Raw genomic sequence first — 17,466 nt, 5'->3', positions numbered from 1 at the left:
TAGGCTGGCCGGTATGGCCATCACAAAACGGCCGGTCTGGAGCTCGCGAGCGTGGAGCGCGGCCAGCTGCGTGCTCGCCGCGCTACTACTCGTCGTACTCGCCTTCGGCTCGAATCTCAGCGGGACGACGGTCATCGTCGTACTGGTGGCCATCGCCCTCACCGCGAGCGGAGTAACCGGCTGGGCCCTGCTGCGGACCCGCCGCCAGCGGCGCGAGTTCGAGGAACAGCTGGCCTCATGGGCGGGTGAGCGCGCGGTGCAGGCCGAGCGGCTGCGCATCGCGCGCGATCTACACGATCTGGCCTCGCACGGTCTCGGCCTGATGACTGTCCGCGCCGCGACCGCGAATCTCACCGGCGAGCACGAGGACGCCGAACGACGGCAGGCGCTGACCGATATCGAGCGAACAGGCCGGGAGGCCACCGCTGAACTACGGCAGCTGTTGACGGTGTTGCGCGATGCGGAAACACCGCCGGGACCGCTTCGACCGGCCGAATCACTCGATGACCTGCCCGAGATCATCGCGGGCGCGGAGCTGGCCGGTTTGACGGTCCACACGGATCTTGGCGATCTCGGCGCGGTGGCGGCCAGCGCTCAACTCACCGTCTGCGCGATCGTCCGGGAAGCACTGGCCAACTCCGCTCGGCATGCCGGCCCGACCACCGCGAGTGTGACACTACGGCGGGCGGGCGACCTGATCCGCGTCTCGGTGCACGACAACGGGCCGGTCGCCGGCTGGCATCCGCAGCCGGGGGCGGGACACGGGCTGACCGGGCTGCGCGAACGCCTCGCGGCGCACCGTGGCACGCTGACCACCGACGCGCGGGACGACGGCTTCCGGGTACTCGCCGAACTTTCCGGGAGAACGCCGTGACGATCGCCGACCGTGCTACCGGATCGCCCATCAGCGTGCTCCTCGTCGATGACCAGGCGCTGCTGCGGCACAGCCTCCGCATCGCGTTCGACCGTGAGCCCGATATCGCGGTCGTCGGTGAAGCGGCAACCGGAACCGACGCGATCACCGCTGCCCGCACGCTGCGACCGGACGTCATCCTGATGGATATCCGGATGCCCGGGGGAAACGGCATCGACGCCACCCGCGAGATAACCAGAATCCCCGAGCTTGCCCACACGCGGATTCTGGTGCTCACCATGCATGACCTCGACGAGTATGTCTACGGCGCGTTGCGTGCCGGCGCGAGCGGTCTGCTACTGAAGGATTCCACTCCGGACAAACTCACCGACGCCGTCCGGCGGGTTTGGCATGGCGAAGCCCTGTTCGCGCCCACCGTGCTCACCCGGCTCATCGAAACCTATCTCGAGCATCCGGGTACCCGGTCGGTCCGGCTGCCGCCGGAACTCACCGCGCGGGAGACCGAAGTACTCGCGCTCATCGGTCGCGGGTTGTCGAACGACGAGATCACCGAACGGCTGGTTGTCTCGATCAACACGGTGAAGACCCATATCAACCGACTGCACGCGAAACTCGGCGCGCGGGACCGTGCCCAGCTGGTCATTGCCGCCTACGATCATGGCCTCGCCCCAGCGAAGTAACCGCAAGATCCCTAAAGAACGCGATCACGCGGCGTGTTCCTTGGTTCGGTTGCCGACCAGTTTGCGGATCAGTGGCCAGAGCAGGATCAGGGCTACCACGGCGTACACGGTGATAGCGAACGGGCTGTTCACCAAGCCGATCAGGTCGCCATCGCTGATCTGCAACGCCCTGCGCATCTGCAGTTCCGCGCTCGGTCCAAGGATCACCCCGATAACCGCTGGCAGGATCGGCAGCCCGTACCTGCGCATCCCGAAGCCAATCAGACCGATCACGAAGAGCAGGAGCAAATCGGTGATATCGCCGCCGACCGCGTAGGCACCAACACTCGCGAAGAACAGGATGCCGGCATACAGGTATGGCCGGGGAATCCGCAGTAGCTTCGCCCAGATCGGGGCCAACGGCAGGTTCAGCACCAGCAACAGCACCGTACCGATGAACAAGCTCGCGATCAGTGTCCACACCAGAGCCGATTCCCGTTCGAACAGCAACGGTCCCGGTTGGATGCCGAACTGCTGGAACGCAGCGAGCATCACCGCGGCGGTCGCCGTGGTCGGCAGCCCAAGCGTGAGCATGGTGGTCAACGTTCCGGATGCCGAGGCACTGGCCGTCGCCTCTGGCCCTGCCACGCCTTCGATCGCCCCCTTGCCGAACTCATCGTGCTTGGCGAGCCGCTTTTCCGCCGCATAGGACAGGAACGTGGGAATCTCCGCACCACCAGCCGGGATCGAACCGAACGGGAAACCGATCACCGGACCACGTAGCCACGGCCGCCAGGAACGGCGCAGATCGCTCTTGCCGAGCCAAGGTGTTCCCACCGGGATCGGCTTGTCCTTGGTACGCCGAAGATGCGCGGCCACCCACAGCGACTCGCCAACCGCGAACAGCGCGACCGCAACGATAACCACGTCCACCCCGTCCGCCAGTTCCAACGAACCGAAGGTGAGCCGCTGCTGCCCCGTCAGCTGGTCCAAACCAATCAGCCCCAGCGTCAGGCCAATCAACAGCGAGGCGAACCCGCGCAGCCGGGAGGAACCGAGCACCGAGGTTACCGCGATGAACGCGAGCAGCATCACCGCGAAGTAGTCCTGCGCGCCGATGTCCACCGCGAGGTTGGCGATCGTCGGCGCCAGCAGTACCAGCAGGATCGTCCCGGCAAGCGCGCCGATGAAGTTGCCGATTGCCGAAGCGGCGAGCGCCTGCGCGCCACGTCCCTTCTTGGCCATCGGATGTCCCTCGATCGCCGTCACCACGGCAGCGCTTTCCCCCGGCGTGTTCAGCAGAATCGAGGTAATCGCGCCACCGAACATCCCACCGTAGTAGATGCCGGCGAACATGATGAACGAACCGGTGGGGTCCAGCCCGTAGGTCACCGGCAGCAGCAACGCGACGGCCATGGCTGGGCCGATGCCAGGCAACACCCCGATCGCGGTGCCGAGCACTACGCCGATCGCGGCGAAAAGCAGGTTCGCCGGCGTGATCGCGGCGCCGAATCCGTCCAGCAGCAGGTTCAGCGAATCCATTTCAGAGCACCCCCATCAACGGACCACCTGGCAGGGGGACGCCGAGTAGCGTATCGAAACCGACATAGGTGATTGTGGACAGTGCGACGGCGATCAGCGGATCGCGCGTGTAGTTCCTGCTGCCCAACGCGAAAGCGGCGCCCCAGAACATGATCGCACTGGACAGTGGGAACCCGATCACGTCAATCAGCGCGGCATTCGCCAGGAATGCGGCGGAAAGCAGCAGCACGGTACGCCAGTCGCTCGGCGCGGAAAGGTCGATATCCTCGCCGCCTTCGGCTTCACCGCGACCGCCCCGCAACACATCCCTCGCCAGCAGCACGGCGACCAGGATCAGCGCGCAACCCACGACCAGTGGCACAGTCCGGGGCCCAACCGGCCCACGCTGGGTGAACTCCACACTCATGCTGAACGTATCGGTAAGCACCAGCACGCCCATGGCCAGCAGCAGTACACAGATGCCCAGCTCCGAGTGCCGGCGCAACCAGTCGCGGGCACTCGACTGTTCGGTTCTCGTCGAATCGCTCATGCCAACCCCAACCGACCGAGAATCCTGGCCACCTGCTGGTTCTCCGCGCGCAGGAAGTCACCGAAGCGATCACCCGAGGCAAAGGCGTCTGTCCAGCCATTGCGGACCAGCGCTTCCCGCCACTGCGGCGAGTTGCGCATCTTGGTGAACAGGGTGATCAACCGCTGCCGGTCGGCGTCCGGGATATCCGGTGGCGCGACGATCCCACGCCAGTTGGTGAACTCCATGTCCACGCCGAGCTCGGTAAGCGTCGGCGCGTCCACGGCGGGAACGCGCTCCCTGCTGGTCACCGCAAGCACGCGCAGCTCGCCGGCCTCGATCTGGTCGCGGTACTCACCAAGGCCGGAGACACCGAAGTCGACCTTGCCGCCGAGCACCGAAGCCAGGAGTTCGCCACCGCCGTCATAGGAGATGTAGTTGACCTGCTGCGGATTGATCCCTGCCGCATCCGCCATCAGCATCGGCGCCAGATGGTCCGGCCCGCCCGGCGAGGAGCCCCCGCCGACCGGAATGCCACCGGGGTTCTTCCGCCAGTCCGCGAGCAACTGGTCGAAGGTCCGATATGGCGAGTTTCGGGACACCACAACGATATTCGGCTCTTCGAGCAACTTGACGATCGGCGTGGTGTCGGTAAGCGAAGCAGGCGACTTGTTGGTGTAGACACTGCCGACGACACCGAGCCCCATGGACATGACCAGCTTGCCATTGCCGCGCTCGTTGACGAGCCTGCCAAGCCCGACGGTACCGCCCGCCCCCGGCAGGTTGAACACCTCCGGCGCGGTGTTGATCTTGGCGTCTTCCATCACCTTGGCCGCGGTCCGAGCCGTCACGTCATAGCCACCGCCCGGCGTGTTCGGCACCATTACTCGCAGCCCGCTGATATCGCCGGATTCATCGCCCTGCCCGGCGCTGAGTAATGGCGGCACGAGCAACGCGACGGCCGCGGCGGCAAGCACCGCGAGCCAGTTCCGCGCGCGCATTACGGTCACCTCTCCTCATCGAGAGCCTAGGATCACAATTGGCGGGAATATTGCCCTGCGGTTAACGTGATGTCGCCGTTTTCCGCATATCGATACTTGTGGTCATTTTGTTCACGGACGGATGGCGTAAAGGAGCGACATCGTGCGCAAGAAGGGCTCGCTTGCCCGCCAGCTGCTCGGCTGGCAGCTGGCGATCGTCTTCGCGCTGCTCGCGCTTGTCGCGCTGATCTCCACGATGCAGTCCGCGGCCAGCTTCCGGCAAACCGAAGGGCGCAAGGTGCTCTCGGTCGCCGAGGACGTGGCCGCGCAGCCTGGTGTCCGGCTACGCCTCGAGGACCCGCTGCGCCACCAAACCCTCGCGCCATTCGCCACCGCGGCACGCAATCTGTCCGGCGCGGACTACGTGATCATTACCGGTCCGAACAGGATGATCCTTGCCTCGCCCGACCCATCGGAGGTCGGTGATCGGCTCGGCCTTGGCGACAGCACCGTGCTTACCGGGAGATCCTGGGTCGGCGACGCATCCTGGTCCGACCACGAGACAGTAGTGGCTCACGTACCGGTGATCGCGGACGATGGCGACGTCATCGGCGTAATCGCGGCCGGCAAGTTGCTGCCGAACGCGGTTGAACGGATCGCCAACTCACCGGCAGCCGTGCTCGGCCCACTCGGCATCGCCACCGTGCTCGGCGTCGCCGGTTCGCTGCTGCTCGCCCAGCGAGTGAAGCGACAGACCCTGAACATGGAGCCGGCCGAGATCACCAGGTTGGCCGAACACCGCGCCGCCCTGCTGCACGGCATCAAGGAAGGTGTACTTGGCCTCGACGATCAGGAACGGATCACCTTTGCCAACGACCAAGCCCGGCTGTTACTGGAGCTTCCGGAGGACGTCGAAGGGAAGTCGCTCGACGAGCTGGATCTGGACGATCGGCTGATCGATGTCCTCGGTGGGCGGGCGCTCGGCGCGGACCAGATCGTGTTCAGCGGCGGTTCGGTGCTTGTGCTCAACCGGATGCCGATCTCCTTTCCCGGCAAGCATGCCGGCGCCGTGGTAACCCTGCGGGATCGCACCGAGCTTGTCGCTCTGCAGTCCGAACTGGACTCCAATCGGTCGACGACGGATGCACTCAGGGCGCAGGCGCACGAGTTCAGCAATCGGCTGCACACGATCTCCGGGTTACTCGAACTCGGCGAGCACACGGAGGCGCAGAACTATGTGCACCGGGTGAGCACTACCAGGCACGAATGGCATACCGAAGTCGGCGGGAAGGTGCACGATCCATCGGTGGCCGCACTGCTGATCGCCAAGTCAAGTTTCGCGGCCGAACACGGCGTCGGGCTGACGCTCTCGCAGCACAGTTACCTATCCAATGTGGATGATCAGTTGTCCATCGACCTGAACACCGTGCTTGGCAACCTGATCGACAACGCGCTGGACGCGCTCGCGACCACCACCGAACCGGGATCGATCGAGGTCCACATAAGACTAGAGGATGACGTTGTCGACGTTGAGGTCTCGGACTCCGGCCCGGGAATCGCGCCGGAGATCGCCGAAGAGATCTTCCGGAATGGCTTTACTACCAAGGCGGCCGAGCAGAGCGGTCAACGCGGGATCGGGTTGGCGCTGACCAAACAGATCTGCGTGCGGCGGGGTGGCTCGGTCTGGGTGCGCAATGCCGGCGGCGCGGTGTTTTCCGCGCGGCTTCCGGTGGGTCACAATGAGGAGCACAAGGAGGTGCCCGGTGATCTCGGTACTCGTGGTCGATGACGACTTCATGGTCGCCAAGGTGCACGGCGGCTATGTGACGCGAACGCCAGGGTTCACCGTGGCCGGGGTGGCGCATACCGGAGCCGATGCACTGCGCGCCGTCCGCGAGCTGGCACCCGATCTCGTGCTGCTGGACATCTACCTGCCGGATATGGACGGCATCTCGGTGCTGCGTGAGCTGCGCGCGGATGACAGTGGACCGGATGTCATCGTGATCACCGCGGCGCGCGATGTGGACACCATTCGCGCTGCGATGCACGGGGGCGTACTGCACTACCTGATCAAACCGTTCGGTTACCCGGCACTGCATGATCAACTACGACATTTCGCGACGCTGCGCGCGAAGCTGGATGGTCACCCCGGGTCCACCGCCCTCGGGCAGGCGGATGTGGACCAGGTGTTCGGCACTCGGCCGCGCGGTTCCACGACGCTGCCGAAAGGGCTCACCGCGCAGACCGCCGAGCTGGTCGAGCGTGCGCTGCGGGAGACCGGGACGCCGATCTCGGCGAGCGCCTGTGCCGAGCGGGTACAGCTGTCCAGGGTCAGCGTGCGCCGCTACCTCGAGTTCTTCGTGGACCACGGCAAGGCCGAGGTCACCCTGCGCTACGGCGGCGCGGGTCGCCCTGAACGCCTCTACTGCTGGTCAGCCCACTAAACCTCGCTAACCTTAAAGAACGTGGTTAGCGACGTGCGCGGGTTCGAGTGAACAGCCAGAAACCGGCCGCGCCGACGAGCAGCCCACCAGCGCCGGTCAGCACGTACGGCAGCCACGCCGCGTCAGTCTCCTCGGGCAGGCCATCGGCGAAGTCCTCCGGCACGTTTTCCGGATCGCCGTAACTGCCCTGCCGGTCCAAGGTGCTGCCGTCCGCCCAGCCGCCACCCAGATCACAGTTCACTCGATCCCGCGCCGAGGCATCGCTACGCAGCGACATGTCCAGGCTCTGCGAGTTCGCCGCAACCCCTTCCGCCGGCTCGATCCGCGGCTGGTTCGGCCCACCATCGGCCGCGGTACGGCGCAGCTGGTCCTCCAGCAGGTAGTTACCGAGCGAGAGCATATGCCCGGACCAGACCACGGTCAGGTTGTTCAGCTCGTTCTGCCCGCTGTTCTTCCTGCCGGCGGCGAAATCCTCCGCTGCGGTGCGCTCAACCGCGCGCGTCCGGTCGATCGCGATCGACTCGAGCCCTTCGATCGCCTCAGTCACGTCGGTCAGGTACTTCTCCGGCCGCGAACAGGTCGAGTAGAGCAGTCGCTTGAACGTCTGCGTCGCGTACTCGGTCGCTTCCTGTTCGGCGAACTCCGGATCGAGATACTCCGATGCCGAGTTGTGCGTCAGGTACCGATGCTGCCGAAACTCCACCGGCACCGACCGGCTGCCAATGTAGAACGGCACGTACGGGGTGGTCACCGCCGACGTCACCGCGACCCACAGTTTGTTCAGGTACGGATCGGCGAGCGAATCGTCCAGCTCGGCGACCTGACCGTAGCCCGCACGATCGTCCGACCAGCGCGGATCGCGAACGATCCGCATCATGTCCTCGAGTCGCACATCCCCGAGCTCCCGGAACTCGGCCTCGAGCGACGGCGGATGCCGGTACGGTGACTCGTCCTGCTCGTCGGCGACCTCGCCAAGCTCGAATGATTCGCCAGGAAACGGCGTGCCGTAGACTTCACGCAAGTTGAACGGGCGGCCGGAATCCGGATTCCACCAGCCGCGCTGCTCGGCGTAATCCACGATGTTGTCCGAAGCCAGGTAGTCATCGTTGTCCCGGAAATCGGTCGGGAATTCGCCGATATATCCCGGATACGAGACCCGCACATCGTCCGGGCCGAGCCGTTCGGCCGCCCACAGCCCTTCCCCACCAGCGAATTCCACCAACACCCAACCCTCGTTGGCATCGGCGAACATATGCGAGTTCCCGCCATAGGTGGTGTAACCGTACTCGTCGATCAAACCACCGACGATCTCCACGGCTTCCCGCGCGCTCGTCGCCCGCTCCATCGCGATCCGGGAAAGGTCGCTGTAGTTCGGACCGCGCTGCGGCGTCGGGGTCTGCTCCACCAGTTCGGGACGCGAATCGGACCACACATCGCGCGCCGCGACACCATGCTCGTTCAGCCCGCCATTGGTCAGCGGCGCGGGAAAGCCGGCGAACTCGGAGTAGTTCGAGGTGATGTAACGCGCCGTCTCCGGCACCTGCGGGATCTCGGTCAGCTCACCGGGGATATCCGCCTCGCCGGTGGCACCGACCTCGATGGTCGCATCCTCCGCATGCCGCTGCTTCGGCACGATGTCGAGCCAATGGCTGGACGGTTCGTGCCCGAATCCGCCAAGCAGCGTGTTCCCGCTCTCAGTCCGATTCTTTCCAATGTAGACAGCGAAGCTCTTGTCCGAAGAGGTCGATCTCCCTGCGTTACGGGAATCATCCCCGGCCTCACTGGGGCTCGCGATGCCCATCGGGGCAAGGGGTAGCAACATCCCGACGGCGAGTACAGCCGCGCCGACAGTCCACATTGTCCGTGCGCGTCGCACGTTTCCTCCACTGTGCAAAAAACGAACTAGAAGCGCGGGTGGTCGCCGCGCAGTTGCGCGCGGCTCGCCAACGGATCGGCGCCCTTCTCGGCTGGCCGAACCTCGCCAAGCACCCAGGCCGGCAGATGGCGCGCGGTAAGTACGGCAAGCGCGCGGTCCACGTCCTCCGGCGCGACCACGGCGACCATGCCCACGCCCATATTGAACGTGCTCTCCATCTCCGCGCGGTCCACCCGGCCACGCTGCGCGATCAACGCGAACACCGGGTCCGGTGTCCACGATCCGCGCTCCAGCGTGGCGACCAACCCGTTCGGCAACACCCGCGCCAGGTTCGCGGCCAAACCGCCCCCCGTGACATGCGCGAACGTGCGCACCTCGGTCTCGGCGGCCAGCGCGAGGCAGTCCTTCGCGTAAATCCGGGTTGGTTCGAGCAGCTCCTCGCCGAGCGTGCGCCCGAACTCCTCGACGTGCCCATCAAGCGGCATCCGCCCGATATCCAGCAGGACGTGCCTGGCCAGCGAGTAACCGTTGGAATGCAAACCCGAGGAGCGCATGCCGAGCACCACGTCGCCGGGCCGAACTCGCTCCGGGCCGAGCGTCGCGGCGGCTTCCACCACGCCGACACCGGTCGCGGACACGTCGTAGGCGCCCTCGGACATCAGTCCTGGGTGCTCCGCTGTCTCGCCACCGAGCAGCGCGCAGCCGGCGCGCAGGCAGCCCTCCGCGATGCCCGCGACCAGCGCTTCGATCCGCTCCGGGACAACCTTGCCCACCGCGATGTAATCCTGCAGGAAAAGCGGTTCCGCGCCGCAGACCACCAGGTCATCGGCCACCATCGCGACCAGGTCGATGCCGATCGTGTCGTGCACGTCCAGCGACTGGGCCACCGCGACCTTGGTACCCACCCCGTCGGTGGACGAGGCGAGCACCGGCTCGGTCCAGCGATCAAGTTTCAGCTGGAACAGGCCGGCGAAACCACCGACGCCGCCAAGCACCTCCGGCCGAGTGGCCTTCGATGCCAGCGGTTTCAGGCGCTCCACGGCCTCATCGCCGGCCGCGATATCGACTCCGGCGGCAGCGTAGGTCGCCTTCTCCTGCGTCGCGCTCTCTTGGGGCCCAGCAGGGCTAATCACGTCGCGTCTCCAAGTCAGGGGCAAGACAAGTCCGCGGCACCCACCGGACCGCCGCTCATGGCCGGCGTACCGCGTCCTCCGCACCGTACCCGGTCGGGGGAACGGTCTCGGGTTCGCCAACCGTGCTTTGCGCCGAAAGGCCCTCAAGCAGGTGCTTTCCGATCAGCTCCGCATCTGGCAGCTCGATCGGGTATTCGCCGTCGAAACAGGCAGCGCACAGGCGGCTACGTGGTTGGTCGCTTGCCGCAACCAGGCTCTCCAACGAGATGTAACCAAGCGAGTCAGCGCCAATGGAGCGCCGCACGCCCTCGGTATCCAGCCCGTTCGCGACCAGTTCGGCCCGTGAAGCGAAGTCGATGCCGTAGAAACACGGCCAGCGCACCGGCGGCGAGGCGATCCGCACGTGGACCTCGAGCGCGCCAGCTTCGCGCAGCATTCGCACCAACGCACGCTGGGTGTTCCCGCGCACGATGGAATCGTCAACGACGACCAACCGCTTACCGCGAATCACATCTCGCAACGGGTTGAGCTTCAGCCGGATACCGAGTTGGCGAATTGTTTGCGAAGGCTGGATGAACGTACGCCCCACATAGGAGTTCTTCACCAGGCCCGAGCCATAGGCGATGCCGGAAGCCTGCGCGTAGCCGATCGCGGCCGGTGTTCCGGACTCCGGCACCGGGATCACCAGATCCGCCTCCGCCGGGTACTCCTCGGCGAGCCGCCGGCCGATGTCCACCCTGGTGGCATGCACCGAACGCCCGGCGATCGAGGTGTCCGGGCGCGCGAGGTACACGTACTCGAAGACACAACCTTTTGGCTGTGGCGCGGCGAAATGCGCGGAACGCAGCCCGTTCTCGTCGATCGCGACCAGCTCGCCCGGCTCCACCTCACGCACGAAGGAAGCACCGACGATGTCCAGCGCCGCGGTCTCGCTGGCGATCACCCAGCCGCGCTCCAGCCGGCCGAGTACGAGCGGGCGCACGCCATGCGCGTCCCTTGCCGCGTACAGCGTGTTCTCATCGGCGAAAACCAGACAGAAGGCGCCGCGCAGGGTGGGCAGTACTTCCAGCGCGGCCTGCTCGATGCCCAGATCAGCGGCGCGCTGCGCGATCAGCCCAGTGATCAGACTGGAATCGTTGGTGGCGCCAAGCAAATCCCGGTTACCGGAGCTGTTGATCTGCTCGAGCAGCTCGGCGGTGTTCACCAGATTGCCGTTGTGCCCCAAGGTCAGCCCGGTACCTGCGGCAGTGGTGTGAAACGTTGGCTGAGCGTTCTCCCAAGTGGTCGAACCCGTCGTGGAGTATCGGCAGTGTCCGACGGCGATATGCCCACGCAGCGTGGAAAGCGCCTGCTCGTCGAAGACCTGGCTGACCAGACCGAGATCCTTGAACACCACGACCTGGGAACCATCCGACACGGAGATCCCGGCCGCCTCTTGCCCACGGTGCTGTAGCGCATACAGCCCGTAGTAGGCCAGTTTGGCGACGTCCTCACCCGGAGCCCAGACTCCGAAAACACCGCATTCCTCGCGTGGTTCTTGCTCAAGTCCGGCTACCGCTTCGGGTTGCACCGAGGCGCTCCTTATTGCAGGGCGGAGATAGCTACGCCTTCAGTGTAAAGCGCGCGTGATAGTTCGCCACGTGGGTCGCGCCACGCGCGTCAGTTCGCGCGCTGGTCCGTGTGACGGCGCTCCAGGTCACAACCGGACCAATGGCAGCCACGCGGAGACATCCGCGCGCTGCCCGGAAGCGCGCAAAGCACCCCGTTGCACCGCAGCCGACCAGCTGTCCGCACCCATCGCCAGACCGAGCCAGGTGCGCGCGTCCAGCTCTATCACGTTCGGCGGAGTGCCCCGGGTGTGTCGCGGACCCGCGACACACTGCACGGCCGCGTGTGGCGGCACCCGCACCTCCACGGTCCGGCCAGGCGCGAGTTCGCTCAACAGGTGCAGGCTGAGCCGGACGGCCCTGGCCACCTCGGCCCGAGGTGGTTCCGCTCCCTCGCCCGATACCCAGTCCCGCATGGATTCCAACGCGGCACGTAGTTCATGTGGATCTACCCTTCGGGTGGCGGCCATGCACCGATCGTTCAATACGACGTCAAGTCGATCGACACCGGCCCGTACCATGAACTCGCGTCGCCTGCTGGACAAGCACGCCGCACTGGGGCATACAAACTGGGGAACACAAACTGGGGAATCGAGGGGACTTCCAATGCCTGCGCCCGACGAGCGGCTGGCGGGTGACCTTGCACCCGAGATCACCGAGCAGATGCGCCTGAGCGCGAAGCAAAACCCGAACAGCTGGCTCTACGTACTCGACCCTGCCTTCGAACACGGCCACGAAGCGCCGCCGTGGGGCGTCGTTGGCGCCTATCCGGTAGACGCCGACGGCGAGATCGAACCGGACTTTCGACCGAACGCCGAGTATCTGCCCTCGCCGCAGGCACTGCACCTGCCACTGCCGACCAACGAGCTCGAGCGGCTACTGCAACTGGTCTACGCCAAACACGAACCGCATTCGGCGCTCGCCCCCGCGGTGCTCACCGCGACCTTGCACGTCTACTCGGACAGCGAGGAAGCCGACGACGTAGCGAGTCCAGCCGAGCCAGCGCGAATCAGCGGCTTCCGCACCAAGGAGGGCGAGTTGCTGGTACCCGCCTGCACGGCCGAGGGGCAGGTGCCGGTGAAATGGCCAGGCTGGCAGACCCTCACCGGCCAGGAGCTGGTTCCGCTGCTCGGCGAGCAGGCCCTGGTACTCAATCCGGACACCTTGCTCAGCGCCGTCATCCCAGCGGCAGAGCTACGGGCCGCGCTGGACGCCTGACCGCAGTATCCCCGGAACGGGTGATCTTTTCGCTGGAACTACCGGTAGATACTCACTCGGACGGCCCAAGCAGGTACCCGCCGTTCGGGGGACGGTAGTCAGCCGGCCAAACTGCCCGCGCGGTCCAGCCATTCGTCGATCCGACCGGGCGGTCCCGCCTTGGCGAACAGCCAGCCCTGCCCGGAGTCACAGCCGAGCCAGCGCAACTGATCAAGCTGCGCCCTGGTCTCCACCGCCTCCGCGGTGACGGTCAGGCCGAGCACATGCGCCATGGACACCAGGGATTCCACGATCTTCACGTCCACCGGCCAGTCGGACCGGTCACTGCCGCGCAAGCCCTCCATGAACGCGCCGGCGATCTTGAGCACGTGCACCGGTAACCGGCGCAAATAGGCAAGGTTGGAGTAGCCGGTACCGAAGTCGTCGATCGCGATCCGGACACCCATATCGGCCAGTTTGTGCAGCACATCGAGCGACTCGCCGGTCGGGCCCATGATGTCGCTTTCGGTCAGCTCGAGTTGCAGCCGATCCGCCGGCAGTCCGAACTCGTAAAGCGTGGCAGCGACATCGCCGACGATCGCCGGATCGCGTGCCTGCCGCGCGGCCAGGTTCACGCTGACCACTGGCGCCTGGTCGCCGTAGCGCCGCAACCATTCCGCGCCCTGCGCGCAAGCGGTACGCAGCACCCAGCGACCGAGTGGCACGATCAGCCCGGTCTCCTCGGCAAGGTCCACGAACCGGTCCGGCCCGAGAACGCCGAGGGTCGGATGCTGCCAGCGAACCAGCGCCTCGACACCGAGCAGGTTCTCTTCGGCAAGCCCGACGATCGGCTGGTACTCGACGAAGAACTCCTCGCGTTCCAGCGCGGCCGGCATCGTCGCGGATAGCGTGAACCTGGTCAGCTCGCGCGCGTTACGCACCGAGTCATAGCAGGCCCAGCGGTTCCTACCGTCGTCTTTCGCCCAGTAGAGCGTGATGTCGGCATCCCGCATGATCTCCTCGGGAGTGCTGCCGACCAGCTCTCGTTCGACGATGCCGATACTTGCCGAGACGCTGAGCTCGTGCCCGCCGATATGCACCGGCTCGGCGAGGCAGTGCAGGATGCGCTCGGCCAGCTCGATCGGCTCCGCGGTACCCCCGCTGTCCTTGATCAGCGCGACGAACTCGTCCCCGCCCATCCGCGCAAGCAGCTGGTTCTCCCCGGTGACCAGCGCGTTCAGCCGGCTGGCCACCGCGACGAGCAGCTGATCACCGACATCGTGCCCGAGGCTGTCGTTGATCACCTTGAAGCCATCCAGGTCGAGGAAGCACAGCCCGACCCTGCTCGCCGCCCCGGACCGGAAGCTCGCGCGCAGCTGTTCGTGGAACAGACTGCGGTTGGCCAAACCGGTCAACGGGTCATGAGTGGCCTGGTGGCGCAGCCGCTCGGCCAGTTGGTAGCGCTCGGTGATGTCGGTGACGAGGAAGACGAGGTACTCCGGCTCGCCGCGCGAGTCCTTGATCACCGAGGCACTGATATGTGTCCAGACCACCGTGCCGTCCGGCCGGTCGAACTGCTTTTCCATCGCGTGCTGGTCCACCGCGCCAGCGAGCAGCCGCTGATAGGACTGCCACACCTCGTCCGGCTCGGCAGCGTAGAAGAACTCGGGGAAGCGCAGCTCGGCCGCCTCGTCCACGGCGCGCCCGAGCAGCTCGGCCATCGAGCGGTTCACCCGAACGGTATTGCCACGCATATCGGAGATCGCGACCCCGACGCTGGTCTGGGAGAACACCGCGCTGAACCGGGCGGCCGTGGTGTAGCGGTCCGATTCTGCCCGTTCCACCGCCTGGACCATGGCCACCCGCACGGATTCCTGCTCATCGAGCACCCTGCCGCGCAGTTCGGCGACGTATCCGGCGGCCACCGCGCCCTGGATCTGACCGCACCGGCCAACCTCGAGCCGGCCGAACCGGGGTGCGAGCTCGGAGGCGATCAGGTCCATCGTGCTCGCCAGCGCTTCCGGCGAGGTGGCGTTCAGCCGTACCAGCTCGGCGCCGAGCCACTGCGCGGTGTCCTCATGCCAGGTGTCCTCGAGGAACATCTGGCTCAGCGCCGCGCAGAACTCGCCAAGCCGATCAAGTAGCGCGGTACCGCTGAGCGCCAGATGCGAGGTACGCCGAAGCTCCATCCCCCACTCGCGCACATAGGGCTCGACGGTGCGGCCACGGTCGCGCAGGACCCTGGCCGAGCGCTCAATCCGCACGCCGGATGCCATCGCTCGACTACCAGCCCAAAGTAACCGGGACGATGGTCACTGTGACAATACGGAGAGTGCTGTCAACCGTTGACCCGAACATCCCCCGTCACCTCACAGCGATCGTTCGACGGTCACACATCCGGTCAGCCGTCCTCAGTCGCGGTTGCAATATCACCCGTTTCGACCGCCCAGCATAACGCCGACTCGGCCGTATGTAACTGTCTTGACAGCTTCTGTCCGTAAAAAAGTATCCCTCAGTTGAGTACCCTCCGACGGGATACATCACCCAAAAGTGGGTGTAGCGGTTAACTGACTTATCAGTAGGTAGTCGTGATCAATTAACCGTATGTCGTGACAAAGCAGAACTTCCTCGATAACAATTAACCGCCTGGCCGGCTACTGGGAGTGAGCCGGCCAGAGCGAGGGCATTTGAGAGGAAAACTGCAATGAACCTTGTTAAACGATTCAGATGGCGGAGAACCTTTGGTACCGCCGCAATTGTTTCCGCGAGTTCCCTGCTACTCGCGACGGTGGCCACCGCAAGTACACCGGGAACCACCAGCACGAACGAGCGAACCGGGAACCCTGCCGCGGATCGCTCGATCGACGAAATGGTCCGGGCCAACGATCACCCGATGGGCTCGCAGATTGCCAAACGGGAAGGCAGCGAGAATCAGATCAGCAGCGCCGAAGCGCGGCGAATCGAGCCGAAGGGAATCGGTGCGGGCGGCGTCGAGGCCAAGGCGAGCGTGCCGGGGATCGACGTGAGTGGCTGGCAGAAAAACGTCGACTGGAAGAAACAGTGGAATGCCGGCTACCGGTTCGCCTACGTCAAAGCGACTGAGGGGACCGGGTACAAGAGCCCGTACCACACCCAGCAGTACAACGGCTCGTACAACGTGGGCATGATCCGCGGTTCGTACCACTTCGCGCTCCCTGACCGCTCGACCGGCCGGGCCCAGGCCGACTACTTCGTGGACCGTGGCGGCGCCTGGTCCGGCGATGGCAAGACGCTGCCGGGTGCGCTTGATATGGAATACAACCCGTACGGCGCGGACTGCTACGGCAAGAACCAGAGCCAGATGGCGGCATGGATCAGGGGCTTCCACGACCGATACCACGAGCGCACCGGGCGCTGGCCGGTGATCTACACCTCGACCAGCTGGTGGAACATGTGTGTCGGCAACGCGCAGAGCTTCGGTAAGACCGTGCCGCTGTGGATCGCCAGGTACAACTCCACCGTTGGCCCACTGCCGAACGGCTGGAACTTCCACACGATCTGGCAGCACAGTGCCGATCCGATTGATCAGAACCGGTTCAACGGCGCCTACGACCGGCTACAGGCGCTAGCGAAGGGTTAAAAGTAGGGCACAACGGGTGGTCCGCGGTTAGTTGCGGGCCACCCGTTCTGCTGTTTGTGGTACGCATTATCACGCGATATCGGTATCCGGACACACCGACTCCACCGCACGGGTTAGTGTTTCAGCGCAGATAATCGATCCCGGAGACGAGCACGATGACCTACCCGCCGCAGCCCGGCCCGTACCAGCCACAGGACCCGTACGGCCAAGGCGGCTACCCACAGGACCCATATGGCCAGGGCGGCTACCAGCAGGGTGGCTACCCGCAAGATCCGTACGGTGGCCAGGGCGGTTACGCCCAACAACCCGGCTTATCGGACCCCTACGGTCAAGCAGCCTATCAGCAGGACCCGTACGGCCAGTACGCGCAGTACCCGGGCGCTTACGGACAGCCCGGCGGCCCAGGAGGCCCAGGGGGCCCACCCCAGAAGAGCAAGGCGACCTTGTGGATCTCGCTGTCCGTCGGCGCGGTCGTGGTCATCGCCGCGGTGCTGATCACCGGATTCCTCACCCCCGGCTTCTTCCTGAGTGACGAGGACGATTCCTCGAACACCGCCTCGGGTTCGGACACCACCTCGCAGACTCGCTCGTCGAACCAGATCCCCGCGCCAGACGTGGAGGACCCGACGGGCGCCCCAACCGAGCCAACCGAGGAGGACGACTCGGGTTCCGGCGCCGGTGGGAGCCCGAACACCAGTGGTATGGAGCCCAAACAGATCGCTGACGAGCTGCTGAAGGCGGTGAACAACGGCGACCGGGCCAAGGCCGAAGAGCTGTTCTGTGAGGCCGACAGCGCGCCGTACGACTTCGACGATTACATCAACGGGGACGCCAAGCTCGAGCTGACCGAGCCGTACGAGGAGCCATCCCCAAGCCGCACCACCAGTAGTGGTGAGGTGAAGGGGACCCTGAACGGCGACGAGGTCAGCGGCAGCCTGTACATCTTCAAGGAAGCCGCGAACGAGACCGAGTGGTGCGTTTCGGGCTTCTACCCATCGACTTCCTGATCCGGTTCTCGCCGGTGGCG

At 65.5% G+C, this 17,466-nt stretch carries 15 protein-coding genes; 7 read left to right on the top strand and 8 right to left on the bottom strand.

The features are described 5' to 3' along the window. Positions 1 to 13 precede the first annotated feature (13 nt). Both EV191_RS12155 and EV191_RS12150 read left to right on the top strand, forming a co-directional pair. Entirely contained in the window at positions 14 to 874 is an 861-nt protein-coding gene (locus EV191_RS12155) for a sensor histidine kinase (protein WP_132877077.1), read from the top strand. 2 nt (positions 875 to 876) lie between these two features. Then, positions 877 to 1,554 carry a response regulator transcription factor gene (locus tag EV191_RS12150; protein WP_132877161.1) on the top strand — a complete coding sequence of 226 codons (678 nt, stop codon included), beginning with the start codon at positions 877 to 879 and terminating at the stop codon, positions 1,552 to 1,554. 24 nt (positions 1,555 to 1,578) lie between these two features. Here the strand turns inward: EV191_RS12150 and EV191_RS12145 are convergent, their stop codons facing one another. The 3 genes from EV191_RS12145 to EV191_RS12135 are packed head-to-tail and all read right to left on the bottom strand — an operon-like array spanning position 1,579 to position 4,584. Further along, on the bottom strand, positions 1,579 to 3,075 hold the full coding sequence (locus EV191_RS12145) for a tripartite tricarboxylate transporter permease (RefSeq protein WP_132877076.1): 1,497 nt from the start codon (positions 3,073 to 3,075) through the stop codon (positions 1,579 to 1,581). Position 3,076: 1 nt separating this feature from the next. Continuing rightward, positions 3,077 to 3,604 carry a tripartite tricarboxylate transporter TctB family protein gene (locus EV191_RS12140; protein WP_132877075.1) on the bottom strand — a complete coding sequence of 176 codons (528 nt, stop codon included), beginning with the start codon at positions 3,602 to 3,604 and terminating at the stop codon, positions 3,077 to 3,079. After that, entirely contained in the window at positions 3,601 to 4,584 is a 984-nt protein-coding gene (locus EV191_RS12135) for a Bug family tripartite tricarboxylate transporter substrate binding protein (protein WP_132877074.1), read from the bottom strand. The genes EV191_RS12140 and EV191_RS12135 overlap by 4 nt, the downstream gene beginning before the upstream one ends. 142 nt (positions 4,585 to 4,726) lie before the next feature. Between EV191_RS12135 and EV191_RS12130 the strand changes: the two genes are divergently transcribed. Beyond that, complete coding sequence (locus tag EV191_RS12130) at positions 4,727 to 6,352, top strand: sensor histidine kinase (RefSeq protein WP_132877073.1); 1,626 nt, start codon at positions 4,727 to 4,729, stop codon at positions 6,350 to 6,352. Next, positions 6,327 to 7,007: a response regulator gene (locus EV191_RS12125; RefSeq protein WP_132877072.1), complete on the top strand. Its 681-nt coding sequence runs from the start codon at positions 6,327 to 6,329 to the stop codon at positions 7,005 to 7,007. Before EV191_RS12130 ends, EV191_RS12125 begins: the two co-directional genes overlap by 26 nt. 25 nt (positions 7,008 to 7,032) lie before the next feature. On the opposite strand, the gene EV191_RS12120 is transcribed toward EV191_RS12125, so the two are convergent. From EV191_RS12120 to EV191_RS12105, 4 genes are all read right to left on the bottom strand, one after another. Further along, positions 7,033 to 8,883, bottom strand: coding sequence for a C69 family dipeptidase (locus tag EV191_RS12120; RefSeq protein ID WP_243658904.1), 1,851 nt, complete (start codon positions 8,881 to 8,883; stop codon positions 7,033 to 7,035). A 26-nt stretch (positions 8,884 to 8,909) separates the two neighbouring features. Further along, positions 8,910 to 10,013: a phosphoribosylformylglycinamidine cyclo-ligase gene (gene purM / locus EV191_RS12115; protein ID WP_132877159.1), complete on the bottom strand. Its 1,104-nt coding sequence runs from the start codon at positions 10,011 to 10,013 to the stop codon at positions 8,910 to 8,912. 58 nt (positions 10,014 to 10,071) lie between these two features. After that, positions 10,072 to 11,586 carry an amidophosphoribosyltransferase gene (purF, locus tag EV191_RS12110; protein WP_132877071.1) on the bottom strand — a complete coding sequence of 505 codons (1,515 nt, stop codon included), beginning with the start codon at positions 11,584 to 11,586 and terminating at the stop codon, positions 10,072 to 10,074. Positions 11,587 to 11,712: 126 nt separating this feature from the next. Beyond that, positions 11,713 to 12,093, bottom strand: a complete 381-nt coding sequence (locus EV191_RS12105) for a sterol carrier family protein (RefSeq protein ID WP_132877070.1) — start codon at positions 12,091 to 12,093, stop codon at positions 11,713 to 11,715. A gap of 136 nt (positions 12,094 to 12,229) precedes the next feature. Between EV191_RS12105 and EV191_RS12100 the strand changes: the two genes are divergently transcribed. Continuing rightward, on the top strand, positions 12,230 to 12,841 hold the full coding sequence (locus tag EV191_RS12100) for a type VII secretion system-associated protein (protein ID WP_132877069.1): 612 nt from the start codon (positions 12,230 to 12,232) through the stop codon (positions 12,839 to 12,841). A gap of 98 nt (positions 12,842 to 12,939) precedes the next feature. Here EV191_RS12100 and EV191_RS12095 read toward each other — a convergent pair whose 3' ends face one another. Next, positions 12,940 to 15,096 carry a putative bifunctional diguanylate cyclase/phosphodiesterase gene (locus EV191_RS12095; RefSeq protein ID WP_132877068.1) on the bottom strand — a complete coding sequence of 719 codons (2,157 nt, stop codon included), beginning with the start codon at positions 15,094 to 15,096 and terminating at the stop codon, positions 12,940 to 12,942. A gap of 428 nt (positions 15,097 to 15,524) precedes the next feature. Here EV191_RS12095 and EV191_RS12090 point away from each other — a divergent pair, with 428 nt between their 5' ends. Next, positions 15,525 to 16,439, top strand: a complete 915-nt coding sequence (locus EV191_RS12090) for a lysozyme (RefSeq protein ID WP_132877067.1) — start codon at positions 15,525 to 15,527, stop codon at positions 16,437 to 16,439. Between the two features lie 155 nt (positions 16,440 to 16,594). After that, on the top strand, positions 16,595 to 17,446 hold the full coding sequence (locus EV191_RS12085) for a hypothetical protein (RefSeq protein WP_132877066.1): 852 nt from the start codon (positions 16,595 to 16,597) through the stop codon (positions 17,444 to 17,446). Positions 17,447 to 17,466: the final 20 nt, after the last annotated feature.

It is taken from the genome of Tamaricihabitans halophyticus, from assembly GCF_004340875.1.
GTDB lineage: Bacteria > Actinomycetota > Actinomycetes > Mycobacteriales > Pseudonocardiaceae > Tamaricihabitans > Tamaricihabitans halophyticus.
This window is presented reverse-complemented; position numbering and strand designations above follow the sequence as displayed.

What these genes read in the sequence shown, in the direction of transcription:
- EV191_RS12105 (WP_132877070.1), bottom strand. Translation starts at nt 12,093, where the DNA reads ATGGCCGCCACCCGAAGGGTAGATCCACATGAACTACGTGCCGCGTTG.
- EV191_RS12095 (WP_132877068.1), bottom strand. Translation starts at nt 15,096, where the DNA reads ATGGCATCCGGCGTGCGGATTGAGCGCTCGGCCAGGGTCCTGCGCGAC.
- EV191_RS12155 (WP_132877077.1), top strand. Translation starts at nt 14, where the DNA reads ATGGCCATCACAAAACGGCCGGTCTGGAGCTCGCGAGCGTGGAGCGCG.
- EV191_RS12140 (WP_132877075.1), bottom strand. Translation starts at nt 3,604, where the DNA reads ATGAGCGATTCGACGAGAACCGAACAGTCGAGTGCCCGCGACTGGTTG.
- EV191_RS12085 (WP_132877066.1), top strand. Translation starts at nt 16,595, where the DNA reads ATGACCTACCCGCCGCAGCCCGGCCCGTACCAGCCACAGGACCCGTAC.
- EV191_RS12090 (WP_132877067.1), top strand. Translation starts at nt 15,525, where the DNA reads ATGAACCTTGTTAAACGATTCAGATGGCGGAGAACCTTTGGTACCGCC.
- EV191_RS12145 (WP_132877076.1), bottom strand. Translation starts at nt 3,075, where the DNA reads ATGGATTCGCTGAACCTGCTGCTGGACGGATTCGGCGCCGCGATCACG.
- EV191_RS12135 (WP_132877074.1), bottom strand. Translation starts at nt 4,584, where the DNA reads ATGCGCGCGCGGAACTGGCTCGCGGTGCTTGCCGCCGCGGCCGTCGCG.
- EV191_RS12100 (WP_132877069.1), top strand. Translation starts at nt 12,230, where the DNA reads ATGCCTGCGCCCGACGAGCGGCTGGCGGGTGACCTTGCACCCGAGATC.